Genomic DNA, 15,527 nt, shown 5'->3' on the forward strand with positions numbered 1-15,527 from the left:
AAGTTGGATTAAACATCCACTGATTAAAGTGTAGATTTTTTTATGGTAACAGATAGGCAGACATGGCATAGTAGACAAAATAATTGCTAAAAGAGGAACTAAAGCCTTGAACTATGGGGCTTCAATTCCTCTTTTAGCAATTATTTTGCTTTTATCTATTATAATAAATCTTAAAGCACTCTGCGTGATTGAGTATAAGTTCTTGACCAGTAGCTTTCAGAAAGAGAGCTTGTTGTTACACCTTGGCTTGTGCTAGCATGAACGAATTTTCCTCCACCAATATACACACCTACGTGGTTATTCTTTCGGAAAAAGACTAAATCTCCAGGCTGTAAATCCGATTTAGAAATAGAACGCCCTGAATGACGTTGCTCAGCAGTTGAACGAGGAAGATGGATATTGAAAGCACCACTCATTGTTTTTTGTACAAAAGCTGAACAATCAATTCCACCTACACCTGTACCACCTAAGTGGTAACGCGTTCCAACCCATTGGCGATAAACTTGGTTTACCTTTTGTGAGCTATTTTTTGAAGCGGTCGTATTTGGGGTTTGGTTTGCATTTACTTTCACAAATTTGCTTTTCGCATTTTGTTCAATCTGCTCTGCTGTTGCAGTTTTAGCCACAATACGTGCTTTAACTTGATGGGTTGAAGTACTACTTAAACTCGCATTTGCTTGAAACGTAAAGCCTGCAAAAAGTACAACTAATGAGAGTTTCAGTTTAGTGAAAAGTGGGAGTTTTTTATTCATAATTTTGTCTCGCCAGAACAACTTAAGCGTGTTTCGTTCCTATTAAAAAAAATTGATCAATATGCAATAAAAATTTATTGCGAAAACTGGTTTGATGAGTATAAACTATTTTCTCGTCAATGTCCGTAAAAATTTTATCTCTTCTGCCCAAATATCGGGATTTATCGTCTCCAAAATCATTGGAATGCCATCAAAGCGGTCATCTTTCATAATAAATTCGCAAAATGCAGTGCCGATAGTGCCTTCTCGCAAGGTATCGTGACGATCTTTTCGACTGCCTAATGGCGTTTTCGAGCCATTGAGGTGTATTCCGCGTAAATATTCGAAGCCTACCACTTGCTCAAATTCTGTAAAGGTTTTTTCGCATTGTTCAAGAGAGCTGATATCGTAACCCGCAGAGAATGTGTGGCAAGTATCTAAACAGACCCCAACACGGCTTTTATCGTCCACTTGTTCAATAATCTCCGCTAAATGCTCGAAACGATAGCCTAAATTTGATCCTTGCCCTGCCGTATTTTCGATCACGGCAATTACATTTGGTACTTTACTCACAGCAATATTGATTGACTCGGCAATTCTTGCCAAACAATCTTGCACAGATATTTTGTTTAAATGAGAGCCAGGGTGGAAATTTAGCAGCTTTAAACCCAATTGATTGGCTCGCTCCATCTCATCAATAAAGGCGTTACGCGATTTTTCTAAGCCTTCTGCCTCTGGACTGCCTAAGTTAATTAAATAGCTGTCGTGTGGCAAAATTTGATCAGCAGTGAAATGATGCACTTGGCAAAAACGTTTAAATTTCTCAATAGTTTCCGCTTTTAATGGCGGTGCTTTCCATTGACGCTGATTTTTGGTAAACAACGCAAAAGCATTCGCGCCAATTTCTACCGCTCGCAACACGGCTTGTTCAACACCACCTGATGCACTCACGTGAGCCCCAATATATTTCATTGTATTTCCTCTTATTGTGTTCTATAAAAGTCGTGTAGAATAGTGTCATTCACTCAATATTTTCGGTTTATTTTATGAGCAACACTCACATTAATGATTTTTCACTTTTATGCCGTCTATTCGGTAACCTGTTTTATCGCGAACCAAACGATCCCATATTAGCGGACACCTTCGCGTGGCTTACTCAAGGCGGATTGCGCCAGCAATGGGCGTTAAACACCGATAGCCAAAGCGAACTTTCGCTCACTCTATTAGAAAAACAGGCTAACCCTACAGAATTAACCTCAAGCTATCAAGCACTTTTTGCAGAAAATGGCGCAATTCCGACCGCTATTTCAGCTTATAAATTTTCTGTGGAAGATTTTATTACCTTTAGAAATGAACGTGGAATGCCTGCATTAGAGCAAGCCGATCACGTAGCCTTGTTATTGCTTACCGCATCTTGGATTGAAGATCATCTTGATTCCATCCAAGCTCAGCAAATGCTGTTTGAAGAATATCTTCTGCCTTGTATGAATAAATTTTTAGGTTTGGTGGAAACAAAAGATAACGGATTTTACAAAGTGCTAGCCCAACTTACCCGCGAAGCATTGAGTGCAATGGCGGATGAATTGGACGATGAAGAGATTTAAAATAGATTTAATTTACCTTTAAGGAGGTGCTATGAAATACTCACATCTCACCACCATTTTAGTGAGCCTTGCATTGACAGGCTGTGCCTTAACACCAGCACAAAAAGCACAAAGAGAAGCAGAGAAAATTAAAGCTCAACAGCTGCTTTCAATTGAATTAGCCAAACAGTGTGATGCAGAAACTGCTTCACTGATGGAGCAAAAACTTAATCCGCCAGTTAGCCAAACAGCTGAAGAAAAGGAAAAATTGGATAAAGCCTATGCGGAAAAAATCCAAAATCCGATTTTCCAAGCTTGCCACAAAATGGCGTGGGATAGCTATAAAGCACAAGCTGAAGTAGAAGAGATGCAACAATATTACCGCTTTGAACGCCCATATTGGGGATCGCCGTGGCATTATTGTTACATTTGTTGGTAAATTTTCTACTAATAGATAGTTGCTAGTTTGTTAAAAACTACGCCAACCTATATGTAAATGAAAAAAAGCTAGGCTTTTACGCCTAGCTTTCATTATATATTTCACCAAAGATTATAATTTCGGACCAGCCGCAACTAATGATTTACCTTCGTCATTGGTTGTGTATTTTACAAAGTTTTTCACAAAACGACCCGCTAGATCTTCTGCTTTTGCTTGCCATTGTGCCTTATCTTCGTAAGTGTTACGAGGGTCTAAAATATGGGTATCTACACCTGGTAAAGTTTTTGGAATTGCCAAGTTAAAGATTGGTAATTCACCCATTTCTGCTTTTTCGATTGAACCATCTAAAATCGCATCAATGATACCGCGAGTATCTTTAATTGAGATACGTTTACCTGTGCCGTTCCAACCTGTGTTCACTAAGTAAGCTTCTGCACCAGATTCTTCCATACGTTTCACTAACACTTCTGCATATTTAGTTGGGTGAAGCGTTAAAAATGCTGCACCAAAGCATGCAGAGAAGGTTGGTGTTGGTTCAGTAATACCACGTTCTGTACCTGCTAATTTTGCCGTGAAACCAGATAAGAAGTAGTATTTGGTTTGTTCTGGTGTAAGTTTAGACACAGGCGGTAATACACCAAACGCATCTGCGGTTAAGAAAATCACTTTTTTCGCGTGACCTGCTTTTGATACAGGTTCCACAATATTATCAATGTGATAAATTGGGTAAGACACTCGGGTGTTTTCTGTTTTTGATTTATCGGCAAAGTCGATAGAACCATCTTCACGTACAACCACGTTTTCTAATAACGCATCGCGACGGATTGCACGGTAAATGTCTGGTTCATTTTCTTCGCTTAGGTTGATGGTTTTCGCATAGCAACCGCCTTCGAAGTTGAATACACCTTCATCGTCCCAACCGTGTTCATCGTCACCAATAAGTTTACGTTTTGGATCAGTTGAAAGCGTGGTTTTACCTGTACCAGATAAACCGAAGAATACCGCTACATCGCCATCATTACCTACGTTTGCAGAGCAGTGCATTGCAGCAATATCTTTTAATGGTAAGAGAAAGTTCATCATTGAGAACATCCCTTTTTTCATTTCTCCACCGTACCAAGTACCACCAATAAGTTGTACCGCTTCGGTTAGGTTAAACGCCACAAAGTTTTCAGAATTTAAGCCTTGTTCTTTCCAGTTTGGATTGGTTACTTTTGAACCATTCATTACGACGAAATCTGGCTTAAAGTCTTTGAGCTGTTCTTCTGTTGGACGAATGAACATATTTTTTACAAAGTGAGCTTGCCACGCCACTTCCGTAATAATACGAACAGCGATGTGATGGCGAGGGCTTGCGCCACAGAAACCATCAATCACGAATAAGCGTTTGTTTGAAAGTTCGTGAGTGACTAACTCTTTCAAACTTTGCCACGTGGTTTGGCTCATTGGTTTGTTATCATTTTTTACTTCATCGGTTGTCCACCAAATATGATCTTTGGTAGTTTCATCGTAGACGATATATTTATCTTTCGGTGAACGACCTGTAAAAATCCCTGTATCTACTGCAACGGCACCTAAATTCGTCAAGCAACCTTTCTCATAACCTTCTAAATTTGGGTTCATCTCTTCCTCAAAGAGCTGTTCGTAACTTGGGTTACGCACAATTTCTTTGGCGTTCGTAATGCCGAGTTCTGCAAGTTCTTGTTCGATACGATTTAACATAAATCACCTCACTCCAATGTGTGTATTTAAGAATTAGGGCAATTCTACCCCGTTATGATTAAAAAAAATGCCAACTACTTCACATTTTTGAAAAAAGTGAAAAAAAATTGAAAAAGATTTGAAGTTTTTGCTCCGTTTACATGAATGATTTTTCTGGCAATAACAAACTTTTCCATTTTTTGTAAAAAGACGGTAAAATTCTACCGCTTTTTAAATAAGGAACAAGAAAAAGATGCGTGTATTAGTTGGGTTTTTAGCATTTCTTCTGATTTTCTTTCAATATAATTTCTGGTTTGGCGAAAATGGGTGGAATGATTATCGAGCAGCTTCAGTAAACTTGGAAGAAGTCAAAAAAGAGAATGAGCGCTTGGCAATTCGTAATGGTTTAATTGAAGCAGAAATTTACGATTTAAAACACGGTGTGAACGCCTTAGAAGAGCGTGCCCGTACAGAACACGAAATGGTGAAATCAGATGAAGTGTTCTACCGCATTATTCCTAAAAATGGGAAATAAAATGAGCAGACAAATTTTTGCGATTATTCCAGCATCTGGTGTGGGCAGCCGAATGAAATCCAATATACCAAAGCAATATCTTAAACTGCTTGGTAAAACAATTTTAGAGCATACGCTTTCGATTTTCTTAGCTCATCCGTACATTGAAAAAGTGGTAGTTGCGGTTTCAAAAGAAGATCAATACTATCCTGAAATAGCCTTATTACAAGATTCGAAAGTTAAGGTGGTTTTTGGGGGTGAAACCCGTGCAGATTCAGTATTCAATGCATTGCAAAACGTGCCAGAAAATGCTTGGGTGTTAGTGCACGATGCTGCTCGCCCCTGCTTAAAGCGGTCTGATTTAGACAAACTTTTGCAAATTGAAGATGAGCAGGGAGGTATTCTTGCCACACCTGCGATTGATACAATGAAACGCACCCAAGATGCCAAAATGATTTCGCATACTGAAGATCGTTCAACCTTATGGCACGCATTAACTCCGCAGTTTTTCCCTGCTCAGAGATTAAAAAAAGCATTATCTGAGGCATTTGCTGCAAATGCGGTAGTGACTGATGAAGCTTCTGCTATGGAGTTTCTCGGTTTCCATCCGCAATTGGTTGCAGGCAGAGCTGATAATATCAAAATTACCCGCCCCGAAGATTTAGCGTTGGCGGAATTTTATTTAACAAGAAACGATTAAGATAGATTGATGAGGGTTAAAAAATGATTCGAATTGGACACGGTTTTGATGTACACGCTTTTGGGCAAGCTCGCCCATTGATGATTTGTGGCGTGGAAGTGCCTTATCACACAGGATTTATTGCCCATAGTGATGGAGATGTGGCGTTACATGCCTTAACAGATGCATTATTAGGCGCAGTCGCGTTAGGTGATATTGGTAAACTTTTCCCTGATACTGATATGCAATACAAAAATGCCGACAGCCGTAAATTGTTGATTGAAGCCTATCGCCATGTGCGTGAGCAAGGTTATAAAGTAGGCAACGTAGATGTAACCATTATTGCACAAGCGCCGAAAATGCGACCTTATATCGACCAAATGCGTCAAACCATTGCCGATGATTTGCAATGCGATGTGATGCAAGTGAATGTAAAAGCGACGACAACTGAAAAATTAGGCTTTACAGGGCGTGGCGAAGGCATTGCGTGTGAAACGGTGGTATTGTTAACCAAAATTTAATAAGTAAAAATAGTGGTATTATGCAGCACTTTTACAAAGCTGAAATTAGGGCATAGTAGACAAAAGTAGTCTACTATACCTCAAATTATCTATGCATTGGTTCTGCCTTCAACTTCCCAATCAATTTCTCATTTGCAGGAGGGAATTGCCCTTCATCTAGCTCAGATTGAGCAATCCAGAAGCCTTCTTGTCCTTCGCGTCCAAAAGGTTCGCCAATCCACTCTTCGATTAAGAAAAAGTAGAATTCTATAATTTTTGTTGGGTATTCAAATTGGAAATGCTCGTAGGGGAATGCACTTAATACTTGAATGCCTGCTTCTTCTTCCAGTTCGCGTTTTACTGCTTCCTCTGGAGTTTCGTACGGTTCAATTTTTCCGCCAGGAAATTCGAGGGATTGAGCGAAATCTTGCCCTTCAAGGCGTTGAGCTAAATAAATTTGTCCAAATTCATTGCGGATAATGCCTGCGGCAACTCGAACAATGGGTTTTGACATAGTGGTTTTTCTTCCTTTTTAATGGATAAAGTTTATATAGAAGAGCGGTCTGATTTTGCAAATCTTTTACAAAATTAGACCGCTTGTGTTATTACTTACGCATATTTCGCTTTGCTGCCATGGCAATGTTTGTATTTTTTACCTGAACCGCAAGGGCAAGGATCGTTGCGACTAATATTTAAGTTCGCTAATTGCTCTTCGGTCAGGTTGTCCATATCTACTGCCTGTTCAGCCTCTGACTCTTGTGCTTGCTGAGCAGCTTGCTCTTCAGCTTCAACTTCTGCTTGGCTACGCACTTGAATACGGCTTAATACGCTGATGACGTTGTTTTTTAGTAGATCCAACATTTCAGTAAACATGGCAAACGACTCTTTTTTGTACTCGTTTTTTGGATCTTTCTGACCATAGCTGCGTAAGTGAATCCCTTTGCGGAGATAATCCATTGCAGAAAGGTGTTCTTTCCAAAGTTCATCAAGAGTTTGTAATACGATACCTTTTTCAAAGTTACGCATCACTTCTTCTCCTACAATCGCTTCTTTCGCTTTGTATTCTTCTTTCGCAATGTTCAGAATACGTTCACGTAATGTTTCCTCGTGCAGATCTGGCTCATCTTCTAACCAATGTTGAATTGGCAGTTTCATGCCGAATTGACGATCTAAACGCACTTCTAAGCCTTCAATATCCCACATTTCTTCGATAGATTGAGGTGGAACATACTGGCTAATGATTTGGTTAAACACATCATCACGGATGGTTTCAATCATTGGCGAAACGTCGTCCGTTTCAAGTAAGTAATTACGTTGTTCGTAGATCACTTTACGTTGCTCATTTGCCACGTCATCGTATTGAAGTAAGTTTTTACGACCATCAAAGTTATGTGCTTCTACTTTCGCTTGTGCTGAGGCAATCACTTTAGTCAGCAGTTTTGACTCCATCGCTTCACCTTCCTCAGTAAAGGCTTTACGCATCATATTGAGCTTGCCTTCGTTGAGGTAAATACGCATTAAAGGATCGTCCAATGATAAATAAAAACGTGATGAACCAGGGTCGCCTTGACGGCCTGAACGACCGCGCAATTGGTTATCAATACGACGTGATTCGTGGCGTTCTGTCCCGATAATATGTAAACCACCTGCTGCCATCACTGTTTCATAACGTTCTTTCCACGTTGCTTTGATAGCTTCGATTTGCTCTTCGGTTGGATTTTCTAATTTTGCGACTTCCGCTTTCCAATTACCACCAAGCACAATATCCGTACCGCGCCCCGCCATATTGGTTGCGATAGTTACCGCACCTGGTAAGCCCGCATCAGCTATAATTTCCGCTTCTTGTGCGTGGAATTTCGCATTCAATACGTTATGTGCAATGCCGGCTTTGTTAAGTAAATTAGAAAGCACTTCTGATTTTTCAACTGATGCCGTCCCCACCAATACAGGCTGATTACGAGCAATACAATCTTGAATATCTTTGATTACCGCTGAAAATTTTTCTGGCTCGCTCTTGAACATTAAGTCGGTGTGGTCTTTACGCAGCACAGGTTTATTAGTTGGGATAACCACCGTGTTCAAGCCATAAATTTGTTGGAATTCAAAGGCTTCGGTATCTGCCGTACCTGTCATCCCCGCCAATTTTTCATATAAGCGGAAGTAGTTTTGGTAAGTAATTGAAGCAACAGTTTGGTTTTCGCCTTGAATGTTTACGTGCTCTTTGGCTTCAATTGCTTGGTGTAAGCCATCAGACCAGCGACGTCCTGCCATTGTACGGCCTGTATGTTCGTCGATAATCACGATTTCACCATTTTCAACGATATAATCCACATCTTTTTCGAACAATTTATGTGCACGTAGTGCTGCATAAGTGTGATGTAAAAGTGAAATACGAGCTGGCTGATAAAGGCTCTCGCCTTCTTGCATCAAACCCATTTGGGTTAAGATGTTTTCCACTTTCACCATACCGCGTTCGGTTAAGTGTGCTTGTTTGTTTTTTAAGTCAAGCGTGTAGTCGCCTTCACCCGTATATTCATCGCTATCTTCTTTTTCTTGGAAAGTTAGATGCGGAATGACTTGGTCAATCGCTTGATAAATTTGGGTCGCATCTTCCGCTGGCCCTGAAATAATTAATGGCGTACGTGCTTCATCGATTAAGATTGAGTCCACCTCATCCACCAACGCATAGTGCAATTCACGTTGGAAACGCTCATTTTTATCGTGAGCCAAGTTATCACGCAAATAGTCAAAACCAAGTTCGCTGTTGGTCGAATAGGTAATATCCGCTTTATAGGCTTCGCGTTTATCCGCCGGCAACATTCCTGGAACGTTTACCGCTACGCTCATGCCTAAAAATTCAAATAACGGACGGTTCGTTTCCGCATCGCGTCGTGCTAAGTAATCGTTTACGGTCACGACATGTACGCCTTTTCCTGTTAATGCATTTAAATAGCAAGGTAACGTTGCGGTTAAGGTTTTGCCTTCACCCGTACGCATCTCTGCGATATTACGGTCAGTCAGCACCATACCGCCAATCAATTGCACATCAAAGTGACGCATACCCATCACACGTTTACTTGCTTCACGTACAGTTGCAAAGGCTTCTGGCAAAATGGCTTGTAAGGTTTCGCCCGCACTCAAACGTTCTTTAAATTCAGCGGTTTTTGCTTGTAATTGCTCGTCTGAAAGTTGCTCGAAAGTGGGTTCTAATTTGTTAATTTTTGCTACGGTTTTGCGTAAGCGTTTTAAAGTGCGTTCATTGCTTGAGCCGAAAATCGCGGTTAATACTTTTGAAATCATTGTTTATCCTTATTTTGTTTAGATTGATACATAAAATTTTAAGCGATAAACAATGCGGGTCCCGCTCGAATAGGATGGTTTAAATCGCCATCAAAATGAAAGGCTTTTGCAAAAAATGGGGTAATTTCGACCGCTTGTACTTCGCTTGCAACATTTTCTGGCTTGGATTCAGCTAGAAATAAGTGCTGTTCTTGCTCAGCTTCTGCTGTAATAGCTTGAACAAGCGGTTGATTTAAAATGGTCTGTTCACTTTCAGGGATTGGCTGAATTTCAGGCAACGAAAAAATCGCAAGAATTCCTAAAAGGAACTGCGATAATAATGGTTTGCGGTGAAAGTGATTAAATAAACTCATTAAAAATACCTAAAAAATCAAGTGGTATTATATGTTAATTTGCCCAGAAAGGCTAAGTTAATGCGGTCAAGTTATGTAAATTCAAGTTAATTTTAGCGGTTATTTGTGCAATCCGCTCAAAATGGCACATTCTGGATTGTCATTTCCGCAGCAAGTTTTATTCCAACCTTTCAATAAGGTCAGCATCTGCTGTAAATCTTGGATTTTCTGTTCCAACGCTAAAATATGTTGCTCGGTAAGCTGTTTTACTTCGCGACTGGTACGATGCGGGTCATCATTTAATGCTAATAAATGTGTGATTTGAGCCAAAGAGAACCCTACTTTGCGTGCATTACAAATAAAATGCAATCGTTCCAAATCGGCTTCGGTATAAATACGATAGCCTGATTCACTTCGACAAGCTCTCGGTAATAAGCCCGCTTCTTCATAATCACGAATTTGTTTGGCGGAAAGCCCCGTTTTTTTCGATGCTTGACTAATATTCATTTTTCTTCTTGACTCTAACCTATGGTTAAGGTTTAGCATATACCCAATCTTTTGATTTGTCATTTACTATTTAACAGGAGTTTATTATGACTATTATCTTAAAATTAGACGGGTTACATTGTGGCAACTGCGTGAAAAGCGTAGAAAAAGCCTTGCGTGAAGTGGTGGGCGTAGAAAGTGTAAGCGTTTCTTTAGAACCCCAACAAGCAGTCGTTGAAGGCAATCCTGATCCAAAAGCATTGATTGATGCAGTAGATGAAATGGGTTTTGAAGCGACTTTGTAATAAGGAGAGGGACCATGTCTAACTCAGAAACTCAACTTTTAATTAGCGGCATGCATTGTGCCGCTTGTGTTCGCCGTGTTGAAAAAGCACTTGGCAAAGTTGAAGGAGTCAATTTTGCCTCAGTCAATCTTGCCGATCAAACTGCCTTCGTAGAGGGGAATGCCGATCATCAAGCGATTATTCAAGCGGTCGAAAAAATAGGCTTTGGTGCAGAAATGTTGGAAAGCGAAGAGGAACGTCGCACCAAACAGCAAGCCCAAACCAAAGCAATTTTAAACCATAAAAAATGGCAATTTACTTTGGCGTTAATTGTTGGTTTTAGCTTAATGGTTGTGGGAATGTTTATCGGTATGATGGTCACTGAACGCAATCATCTTACTTGGTTTGCACTTGCCTTTGTTAGCCTTGCGACAATGTGTTTTTCAGGTAAAGATTTCTTTATCGGTGCGTGGAAAAGCCTACAAAATCGAGCAGCAAATATGGACACGCTCGTTGCGGTGAGCACAGGTATCGCGTGGTTTTATTCGTTCGGTTTGTTGCTTTTCCCACAGGAGCACGCCCACGTCTATTTTGAAGCCAGCGTGATGATTTTAGGTTTTATCAATTTAGGCAAATTCTTAGAACTGAAAGCAAAACAACGCTCGTCGCTTGCTCTTGAGAAATTGCTTGATTTAGCCCCAAAACAAGCGGTTATTTTTGAAGAGAATGTTGCAAAAACCATTCCAGTTAAAGGTATTAAGCCCGATATGTTAGTACAAGTCTTAACGGGTGATCGCTTGGCGGTAGATGGTGTCTTAACCGACGGTATTATTTGGGTCGATGAATCCATGCTTACGGGCGAAGCCTTGCCTGTTGAGAAAAAAGTAGGCGATAAAGTCCACGCTGGTACGCTCATTCAAGACGGTTCTGGTATTTACAAAGCCGAGCAAGTAGGCTCACAAACGGCATTGGCACGGGTCATCAACGCTGTTCGCCACTCACAAAGTAGTAAACCACCACTAGCACACTTGGTAGATAAAATCGCCTCTATTTTTGTGCCTATAGTCGTGACAATTGCCGTGATTAGTGGTCTGATTTGGCTTGCACTTGGCAAAGATTTTGCCTTTGCCTTGTCAGTCTTTACTACGGTGCTGATTATTGCTTGTCCCTGTGCACTCGGTTTAGCGATTCCGCTTTCCACCATTGCGGGTGTAGCACGTGCTGCAGAAATAGGCGTATTGGTTAAAAATATTGATGCTTTGCAAGCCAGCAGTGAAATCGATACGCTCGTGTTTGATAAAACAGGAACGCTTACTACAGGTGAGATGACTGTCACCCAATTTACTGCCTTACAAGGCAATGAGAGTAAGCTTTTGGGATTAGCCAAAAGTTTGGAACAACAGGCTTCCCACCCAATTGCTAAAGCCATTGTACGATTTGCCGAACAAGCAGAAAGCCTTGAAATCAGCAATATCAATGTAGTCAAAGGCTTAGGCATTACGGGTGAATGGAATGGCCAGATGATCAAAATGGGAAATTTAGCGTTCTTGGAACTTGATGAGCGGTTGATTTCTTCACTTAATTTGCAAACCCATAATGCTTCAACTCAAATTTATTTAAGCGTGAATAACCAGCTCGCAGCGGTCTTCACACTTGCGGATGAATTGCGAGTAGAAAGTAAAGCGGTCATAGCAAAATTCCAAGCGGAAGGCTACCAATGCTATATGCTCACGGGTGATAGAAAATCGACGGCTGAGTATTTCGCCAAAGTGCTTGGCTTAAATGGTGTGATTGCGGATGTCTTGCCAGAGCAAAAAGCAGAGAAAATTCATCAATTGCAACAGCAAGGCAAGATCGTTGCAATGGTAGGAGATGGCATCAATGATGCCCCAGCCCTTGCTCAAGCTCACGTAGGTATTGTGATGCATTCAGGTTCAGATATCGCGATTGAAACCGCCGATCTTTCACTCTTACGAGCAGGGCTTGAACCGATTGCAGACATTCTACCGTTCTCAAAACGTGTGCTGCGTAATATGAAACAGAGTCTGACAGGAGCATTTTTCTACAATGTGATTGCCATCCCTGTTGCTGCGGGTGTGCTTTATCCCTTCACGGGCACATTGCTCAACCCAATGATCGCCGCCATTGCGATGACGATGTCATCCATTACGGTGGTGTTGAATAGCCAGCGGTTGTTGAGATAGTTCATAAAAGGTCTAGTTGAGAAACTAGACCTTTCTACGTTCTCTAGGCTAAAATAAACCTCTTTTTACTTTCAATTTTATTATGCGAAAAACACCAAATTCAAAACCGCAAAAACAAACCTCAAAAGCAATGGGCGAAGTGCGTTTGATTGCTGGCTTATGGCGTGGTCGGAAATTACCCGTGCTCAATGCGGAGGGGTTACGCCCGACAACCGACCGAGTAAAGGAAACGTTATTTAACTGGTTGATGATGGATGTGGCGAATGCTCGATGCTTAGATTGCTTTGCAGGCAGTGGTTCGCTTGGGATTGAAGCCCTTTCTCGTCAAGCACAAGCGGTCGTTTTTTTAGAAAAATTTGCTAATGCTGCTCAGCAATTAAAGAAAAATTTAGCCAGTTTAAAAACGGATAAAGGCACAGTGATTAACACCGATACGCTCACTTATTTATCGCAAAAAAACAGTACTGAGCCTTTCGAGATTATTTTTATTGATCCGCCATTCCATCACAATTTTGTCCCACATGTATTGACTTTGCTCCAGCAAAATAATTGGTTGGCAGAAAATGCGTTAATTTATGTAGAAACAGAGAAAAATCATCCACCTTTACTTTTAGCCGAAAATTGGCAAATCATTAAAGAAAAATCAGCGGGAATGGTAACCAGCTGTTTAATTCAAGTAACATCCATTTAAAAAGAGAATACAATGAAAAAATTAACTCCAGATGAAGCAATTGATATTGCATACGATATTTTCCTTGAAATAGCCGGCGAGAATTTAGATCCTGCCGATATTTTATTATTTAATCTGCAATTTGAAGATCGCGGTGCGGTCGAAATGGTGGAAACAGCAGACAATTGGGATGAAGAAATCGGTACAATAATCGACCCAGATGCTTTTGTGGAAGTTTGGGTCGGTTTAGTCAATGACCAAGATGAAATGGATGATGTATTTGCGAAATTCTTGATTTCTCACGAGGAAGAAAACCGCGAATATCACGTAGTGTGGAAAGAGTAATTTCCAAATATCCCTAAAATGAGGTAAATCCGACTAAATTAGTCGGATTTTTATTGCCCAGAAAATGCGAAGTGATAGAATAATGATAGCTTTATTATTACTTAAAGAAAGGAAATCCTATGGAAAATTTAATCTGCTATAAACAAATGCCTGTTTGGAATGCCAACACACTCCCGCAAATGTTCCAAGAACAGCACAACACTAAAGTCGGCACTTGGGCAAAATTAACCATTTTGAGCGGTTCATTAAAATATTTTGAATTGACTGAAAATGGCGAAGTGTTAAGCGAAACCGTGTTTGATACCGAACATCAGCCGCCTTTTGTTGCACCTCAAGTTTGGCACAAAGTCCAAGCTCTTTCTGATGATTTAACCTGCCAGCTCGCTTTCTACTGCACGCCTGAAGATTTTTATGCGAAAAAATATAACCTAACCACCACACATTCTGAAGTGTTAAACGCAGTTAATTATGTGAAAGGCGGAAAAGCATTGGATTTAGGCTGCGGACGCGGTCGTAACTCACTCTATTTAAACTTGCTTGGTTTTGATGTTACCGCGGTCGATCACAACGAAGATAGCATCGATTTCTTAAACCGTATTATTGAAAAAGAAGAACTCTCAAATATTTCAACAGGCGTTTATGACATCAATGACGCAACGATTGGCTCTCAAGCAGGCGAATTTGATCTGATTGTTTCAACGGTAGTAATGATGTTCCTTAATCGTGATCGCATTCCAGCTATTATTGAAAATATGCAGAAAAACACCAAAGTGGGCGGGTATAACTTAATCGTGTGCGCAATGAGCACCGAAGATCATCCTTGCCCAATGCCGTTCTCATTTACCTTCAAAGAGAGCGAATTGGCGAACTATTACCAAGATTGGGAATTAGTGAAATATAACGAAGATTTAGGGCATTTACACAAAACCGACAGCGAAGGAAACCGCATTCAGCTCCGTTTTGCAACAATGTTGGCAAAAAAACTAAAATAGCGGTAAGATTGGGATTATTTTAAATGTTCAAATTTGATGAAAAATTACGCAATAAAAAACATTACGGAAATTTTGGAGAACTCCAGTCTGATTAAGATTGTCCAACGAGCAAATCAATTGAACGAGCTTAACGAGAAAATTCAGTCGCTTTTGCCCGCTCAATTCCGTAAACTTTATCGCATTGTTAATTTAGTGGAAAATCAACTAATTATTGAAGTGCCAAATGCAACTATTTCGCAGGGTTTGCAGATGCAGCAGACACAACTACTTCCAATAATCCAAAAAGTTTCCCCCCAGATTGATGAATGTGTTTTTAAAATCAATCCCGATTTCAAATTGAGCTAATTAAGGAGATTGCCACGATGAAAAAAATCGCATTAGTTTTAACCGTAGGCTTATTAGGTGCATGTTCAATGGTTCCAAATAAAAATGTTGCAGGCACTTATCAAGGCGAACTACCTTGCACCGACTGCGACAAAATCCAAGCTGAATTGGTGCTAAACGCAGATAATACCTATCAATACAACACCGTTTATTTTAAAAATGGTAAACAATATCCCTTTATTGATAAAGGTAAATTTGCTTGGGATAAACAAAAATCTGACGTAATTCGTTTAGAACAAGACTCAGGCAATTTATTATTAAAAGTAACAGATAGTTATGCTGAGCTTTTAGATGCGGATGGTAATCCTGTTGTTAATACGCAGTTAAATTATAAATTGATGAAAAAATAATTTATTTGTTGCTTTAATTTAAACAAAAATATT

At 40.2% G+C, this 15,527-nt stretch carries 19 protein-coding genes; 12 read left to right on the forward strand and 7 right to left on the reverse strand.

Going from position 1 to position 15,527, the window contains the following annotated elements:
• Positions 1–170 precede the first annotated feature (170 nt).
• Both DPV92_RS02200 and nfo read right to left on the reverse strand, forming a co-directional pair.
• Positions 171–752 carry a C40 family peptidase gene (locus DPV92_RS02200; RefSeq protein ID WP_111353461.1) on the reverse strand — a complete coding sequence of 194 codons (582 nt, stop codon included), beginning with the start codon at positions 750–752 and terminating at the stop codon, positions 171–173.
• A 105-nt stretch (positions 753–857) separates the two neighbouring features.
• Positions 858–1,703: a deoxyribonuclease IV gene (nfo, locus tag DPV92_RS02205; RefSeq protein WP_111353462.1), complete on the reverse strand. Its 846-nt coding sequence runs from the start codon at positions 1,701–1,703 to the stop codon at positions 858–860.
• Between the two features lie 74 nt (positions 1,704–1,777).
• Between nfo and DPV92_RS02210 the strand changes: the two genes are divergently transcribed.
• Positions 1,778–2,335 carry a TorD/DmsD family molecular chaperone gene (locus DPV92_RS02210; protein ID WP_111353463.1) on the forward strand — a complete coding sequence of 186 codons (558 nt, stop codon included), beginning with the start codon at positions 1,778–1,780 and terminating at the stop codon, positions 2,333–2,335.
• 31 nt (positions 2,336–2,366) lie between these two features.
• Positions 2,367–2,753 carry a hypothetical protein gene (locus DPV92_RS02215; RefSeq protein ID WP_111353464.1) on the forward strand — a complete coding sequence of 129 codons (387 nt, stop codon included), beginning with the start codon at positions 2,367–2,369 and terminating at the stop codon, positions 2,751–2,753.
• A gap of 111 nt (positions 2,754–2,864) precedes the next feature.
• Here the strand turns inward: DPV92_RS02215 and pckA are convergent, their stop codons facing one another.
• On the reverse strand, positions 2,865–4,475 hold the full coding sequence (gene pckA / locus DPV92_RS02220; protein ID WP_111353465.1) for a phosphoenolpyruvate carboxykinase (ATP): 1,611 nt from the start codon (positions 4,473–4,475) through the stop codon (positions 2,865–2,867).
• A 232-nt stretch (positions 4,476–4,707) separates the two neighbouring features.
• On the opposite strand from pckA, the gene ftsB reads away from it, so the two are divergent.
• Genes ftsB through ispF form a run of 3 tightly spaced genes read left to right on the forward strand, consistent with a single transcriptional unit; the run spans position 4,708 to position 6,168 of the window.
• Positions 4,708–4,989 carry a cell division protein FtsB gene (gene ftsB / locus DPV92_RS02225; RefSeq protein WP_111353466.1) on the forward strand — a complete coding sequence of 94 codons (282 nt, stop codon included), beginning with the start codon at positions 4,708–4,710 and terminating at the stop codon, positions 4,987–4,989.
• Between the two features lies 1 nt (position 4,990).
• On the forward strand, positions 4,991–5,668 hold the full coding sequence (gene ispD, locus DPV92_RS02230) for a 2-C-methyl-D-erythritol 4-phosphate cytidylyltransferase (protein ID WP_111353467.1): 678 nt from the start codon (positions 4,991–4,993) through the stop codon (positions 5,666–5,668).
• A gap of 23 nt (positions 5,669–5,691) precedes the next feature.
• On the forward strand, positions 5,692–6,168 hold the full coding sequence (gene ispF, locus DPV92_RS02235) for a 2-C-methyl-D-erythritol 2,4-cyclodiphosphate synthase (RefSeq protein ID WP_111353468.1): 477 nt from the start codon (positions 5,692–5,694) through the stop codon (positions 6,166–6,168).
• Between the two features lie 85 nt (positions 6,169–6,253).
• Here the strand turns inward: ispF and mutT are convergent, their stop codons facing one another.
• The 4 genes from mutT to DPV92_RS02255 all read right to left on the reverse strand — a co-directional run bounded on the left by mutT (position 6,254) and on the right by DPV92_RS02255 (position 10,286).
• Positions 6,254–6,661: an 8-oxo-dGTP diphosphatase MutT gene (gene mutT, locus DPV92_RS02240; RefSeq protein ID WP_111353469.1), complete on the reverse strand. Its 408-nt coding sequence runs from the start codon at positions 6,659–6,661 to the stop codon at positions 6,254–6,256.
• A gap of 95 nt (positions 6,662–6,756) precedes the next feature.
• A complete protein-coding gene (secA, locus tag DPV92_RS02245; protein ID WP_111353470.1) occupies positions 6,757–9,447 on the reverse strand; it encodes a preprotein translocase subunit SecA in 2,691 nt (896 codons plus the stop codon).
• Between the two features lie 38 nt (positions 9,448–9,485).
• Positions 9,486–9,800: a secA translation cis-regulator SecM gene (gene secM, locus DPV92_RS02250; RefSeq protein ID WP_005708569.1), complete on the reverse strand. Its 315-nt coding sequence runs from the start codon at positions 9,798–9,800 to the stop codon at positions 9,486–9,488.
• A 99-nt stretch (positions 9,801–9,899) separates the two neighbouring features.
• On the reverse strand, positions 9,900–10,286 hold the full coding sequence (locus DPV92_RS02255; RefSeq protein WP_111353471.1) for a Cu(I)-responsive transcriptional regulator: 387 nt from the start codon (positions 10,284–10,286) through the stop codon (positions 9,900–9,902).
• A gap of 86 nt (positions 10,287–10,372) precedes the next feature.
• On the opposite strand from DPV92_RS02255, the gene DPV92_RS02260 reads away from it, so the two are divergent.
• The 7 genes from DPV92_RS02260 (at position 10,373) to DPV92_RS02290 (ending at position 15,494) form a co-directional block, all read left to right on the forward strand.
• A complete protein-coding gene (locus DPV92_RS02260; RefSeq protein ID WP_111353472.1) occupies positions 10,373–10,570 on the forward strand; it encodes a heavy-metal-associated domain-containing protein in 198 nt (65 codons plus the stop codon).
• A 14-nt stretch (positions 10,571–10,584) separates the two neighbouring features.
• Positions 10,585–12,753: a heavy metal translocating P-type ATPase gene (locus DPV92_RS02265; protein ID WP_111353473.1), complete on the forward strand. Its 2,169-nt coding sequence runs from the start codon at positions 10,585–10,587 to the stop codon at positions 12,751–12,753.
• Between the two features lie 82 nt (positions 12,754–12,835).
• Positions 12,836–13,444 (forward strand): 16S rRNA (guanine(966)-N(2))-methyltransferase RsmD, encoded by a 609-nt coding sequence (gene rsmD / locus DPV92_RS02270; protein WP_111353474.1) that lies wholly within the window; start codon positions 12,836–12,838, stop codon positions 13,442–13,444.
• Positions 13,445–13,456: 12 nt separating this feature from the next.
• Positions 13,457–13,768, forward strand: coding sequence for an HI1450 family dsDNA-mimic protein (locus DPV92_RS02275; protein WP_111353475.1), 312 nt, complete (start codon positions 13,457–13,459; stop codon positions 13,766–13,768).
• Between the two features lie 119 nt (positions 13,769–13,887).
• Positions 13,888–14,760: an SAM-dependent methyltransferase TehB gene (tehB, locus tag DPV92_RS02280; RefSeq protein WP_111353476.1), complete on the forward strand. Its 873-nt coding sequence runs from the start codon at positions 13,888–13,890 to the stop codon at positions 14,758–14,760.
• A 36-nt stretch (positions 14,761–14,796) separates the two neighbouring features.
• Entirely contained in the window at positions 14,797–15,105 is a 309-nt protein-coding gene (locus DPV92_RS02285; RefSeq protein ID WP_039851299.1) for a DciA family protein, read from the forward strand.
• A 17-nt stretch (positions 15,106–15,122) separates the two neighbouring features.
• On the forward strand, positions 15,123–15,494 hold the full coding sequence (locus DPV92_RS02290) for a copper resistance protein NlpE (RefSeq protein ID WP_005708435.1): 372 nt from the start codon (positions 15,123–15,125) through the stop codon (positions 15,492–15,494).
• Positions 15,495–15,527 lie beyond the last annotated feature (33 nt).

Origin of the sequence: Pseudohaemophilus paraphrohaemolyticus, from assembly GCF_003253115.1 — a bacterium.
In the GTDB taxonomy this organism is placed as follows: Bacteria; Pseudomonadota; Gammaproteobacteria; order Enterobacterales; family Pasteurellaceae; genus Haemophilus_A; species Haemophilus_A paraphrohaemolyticus_A.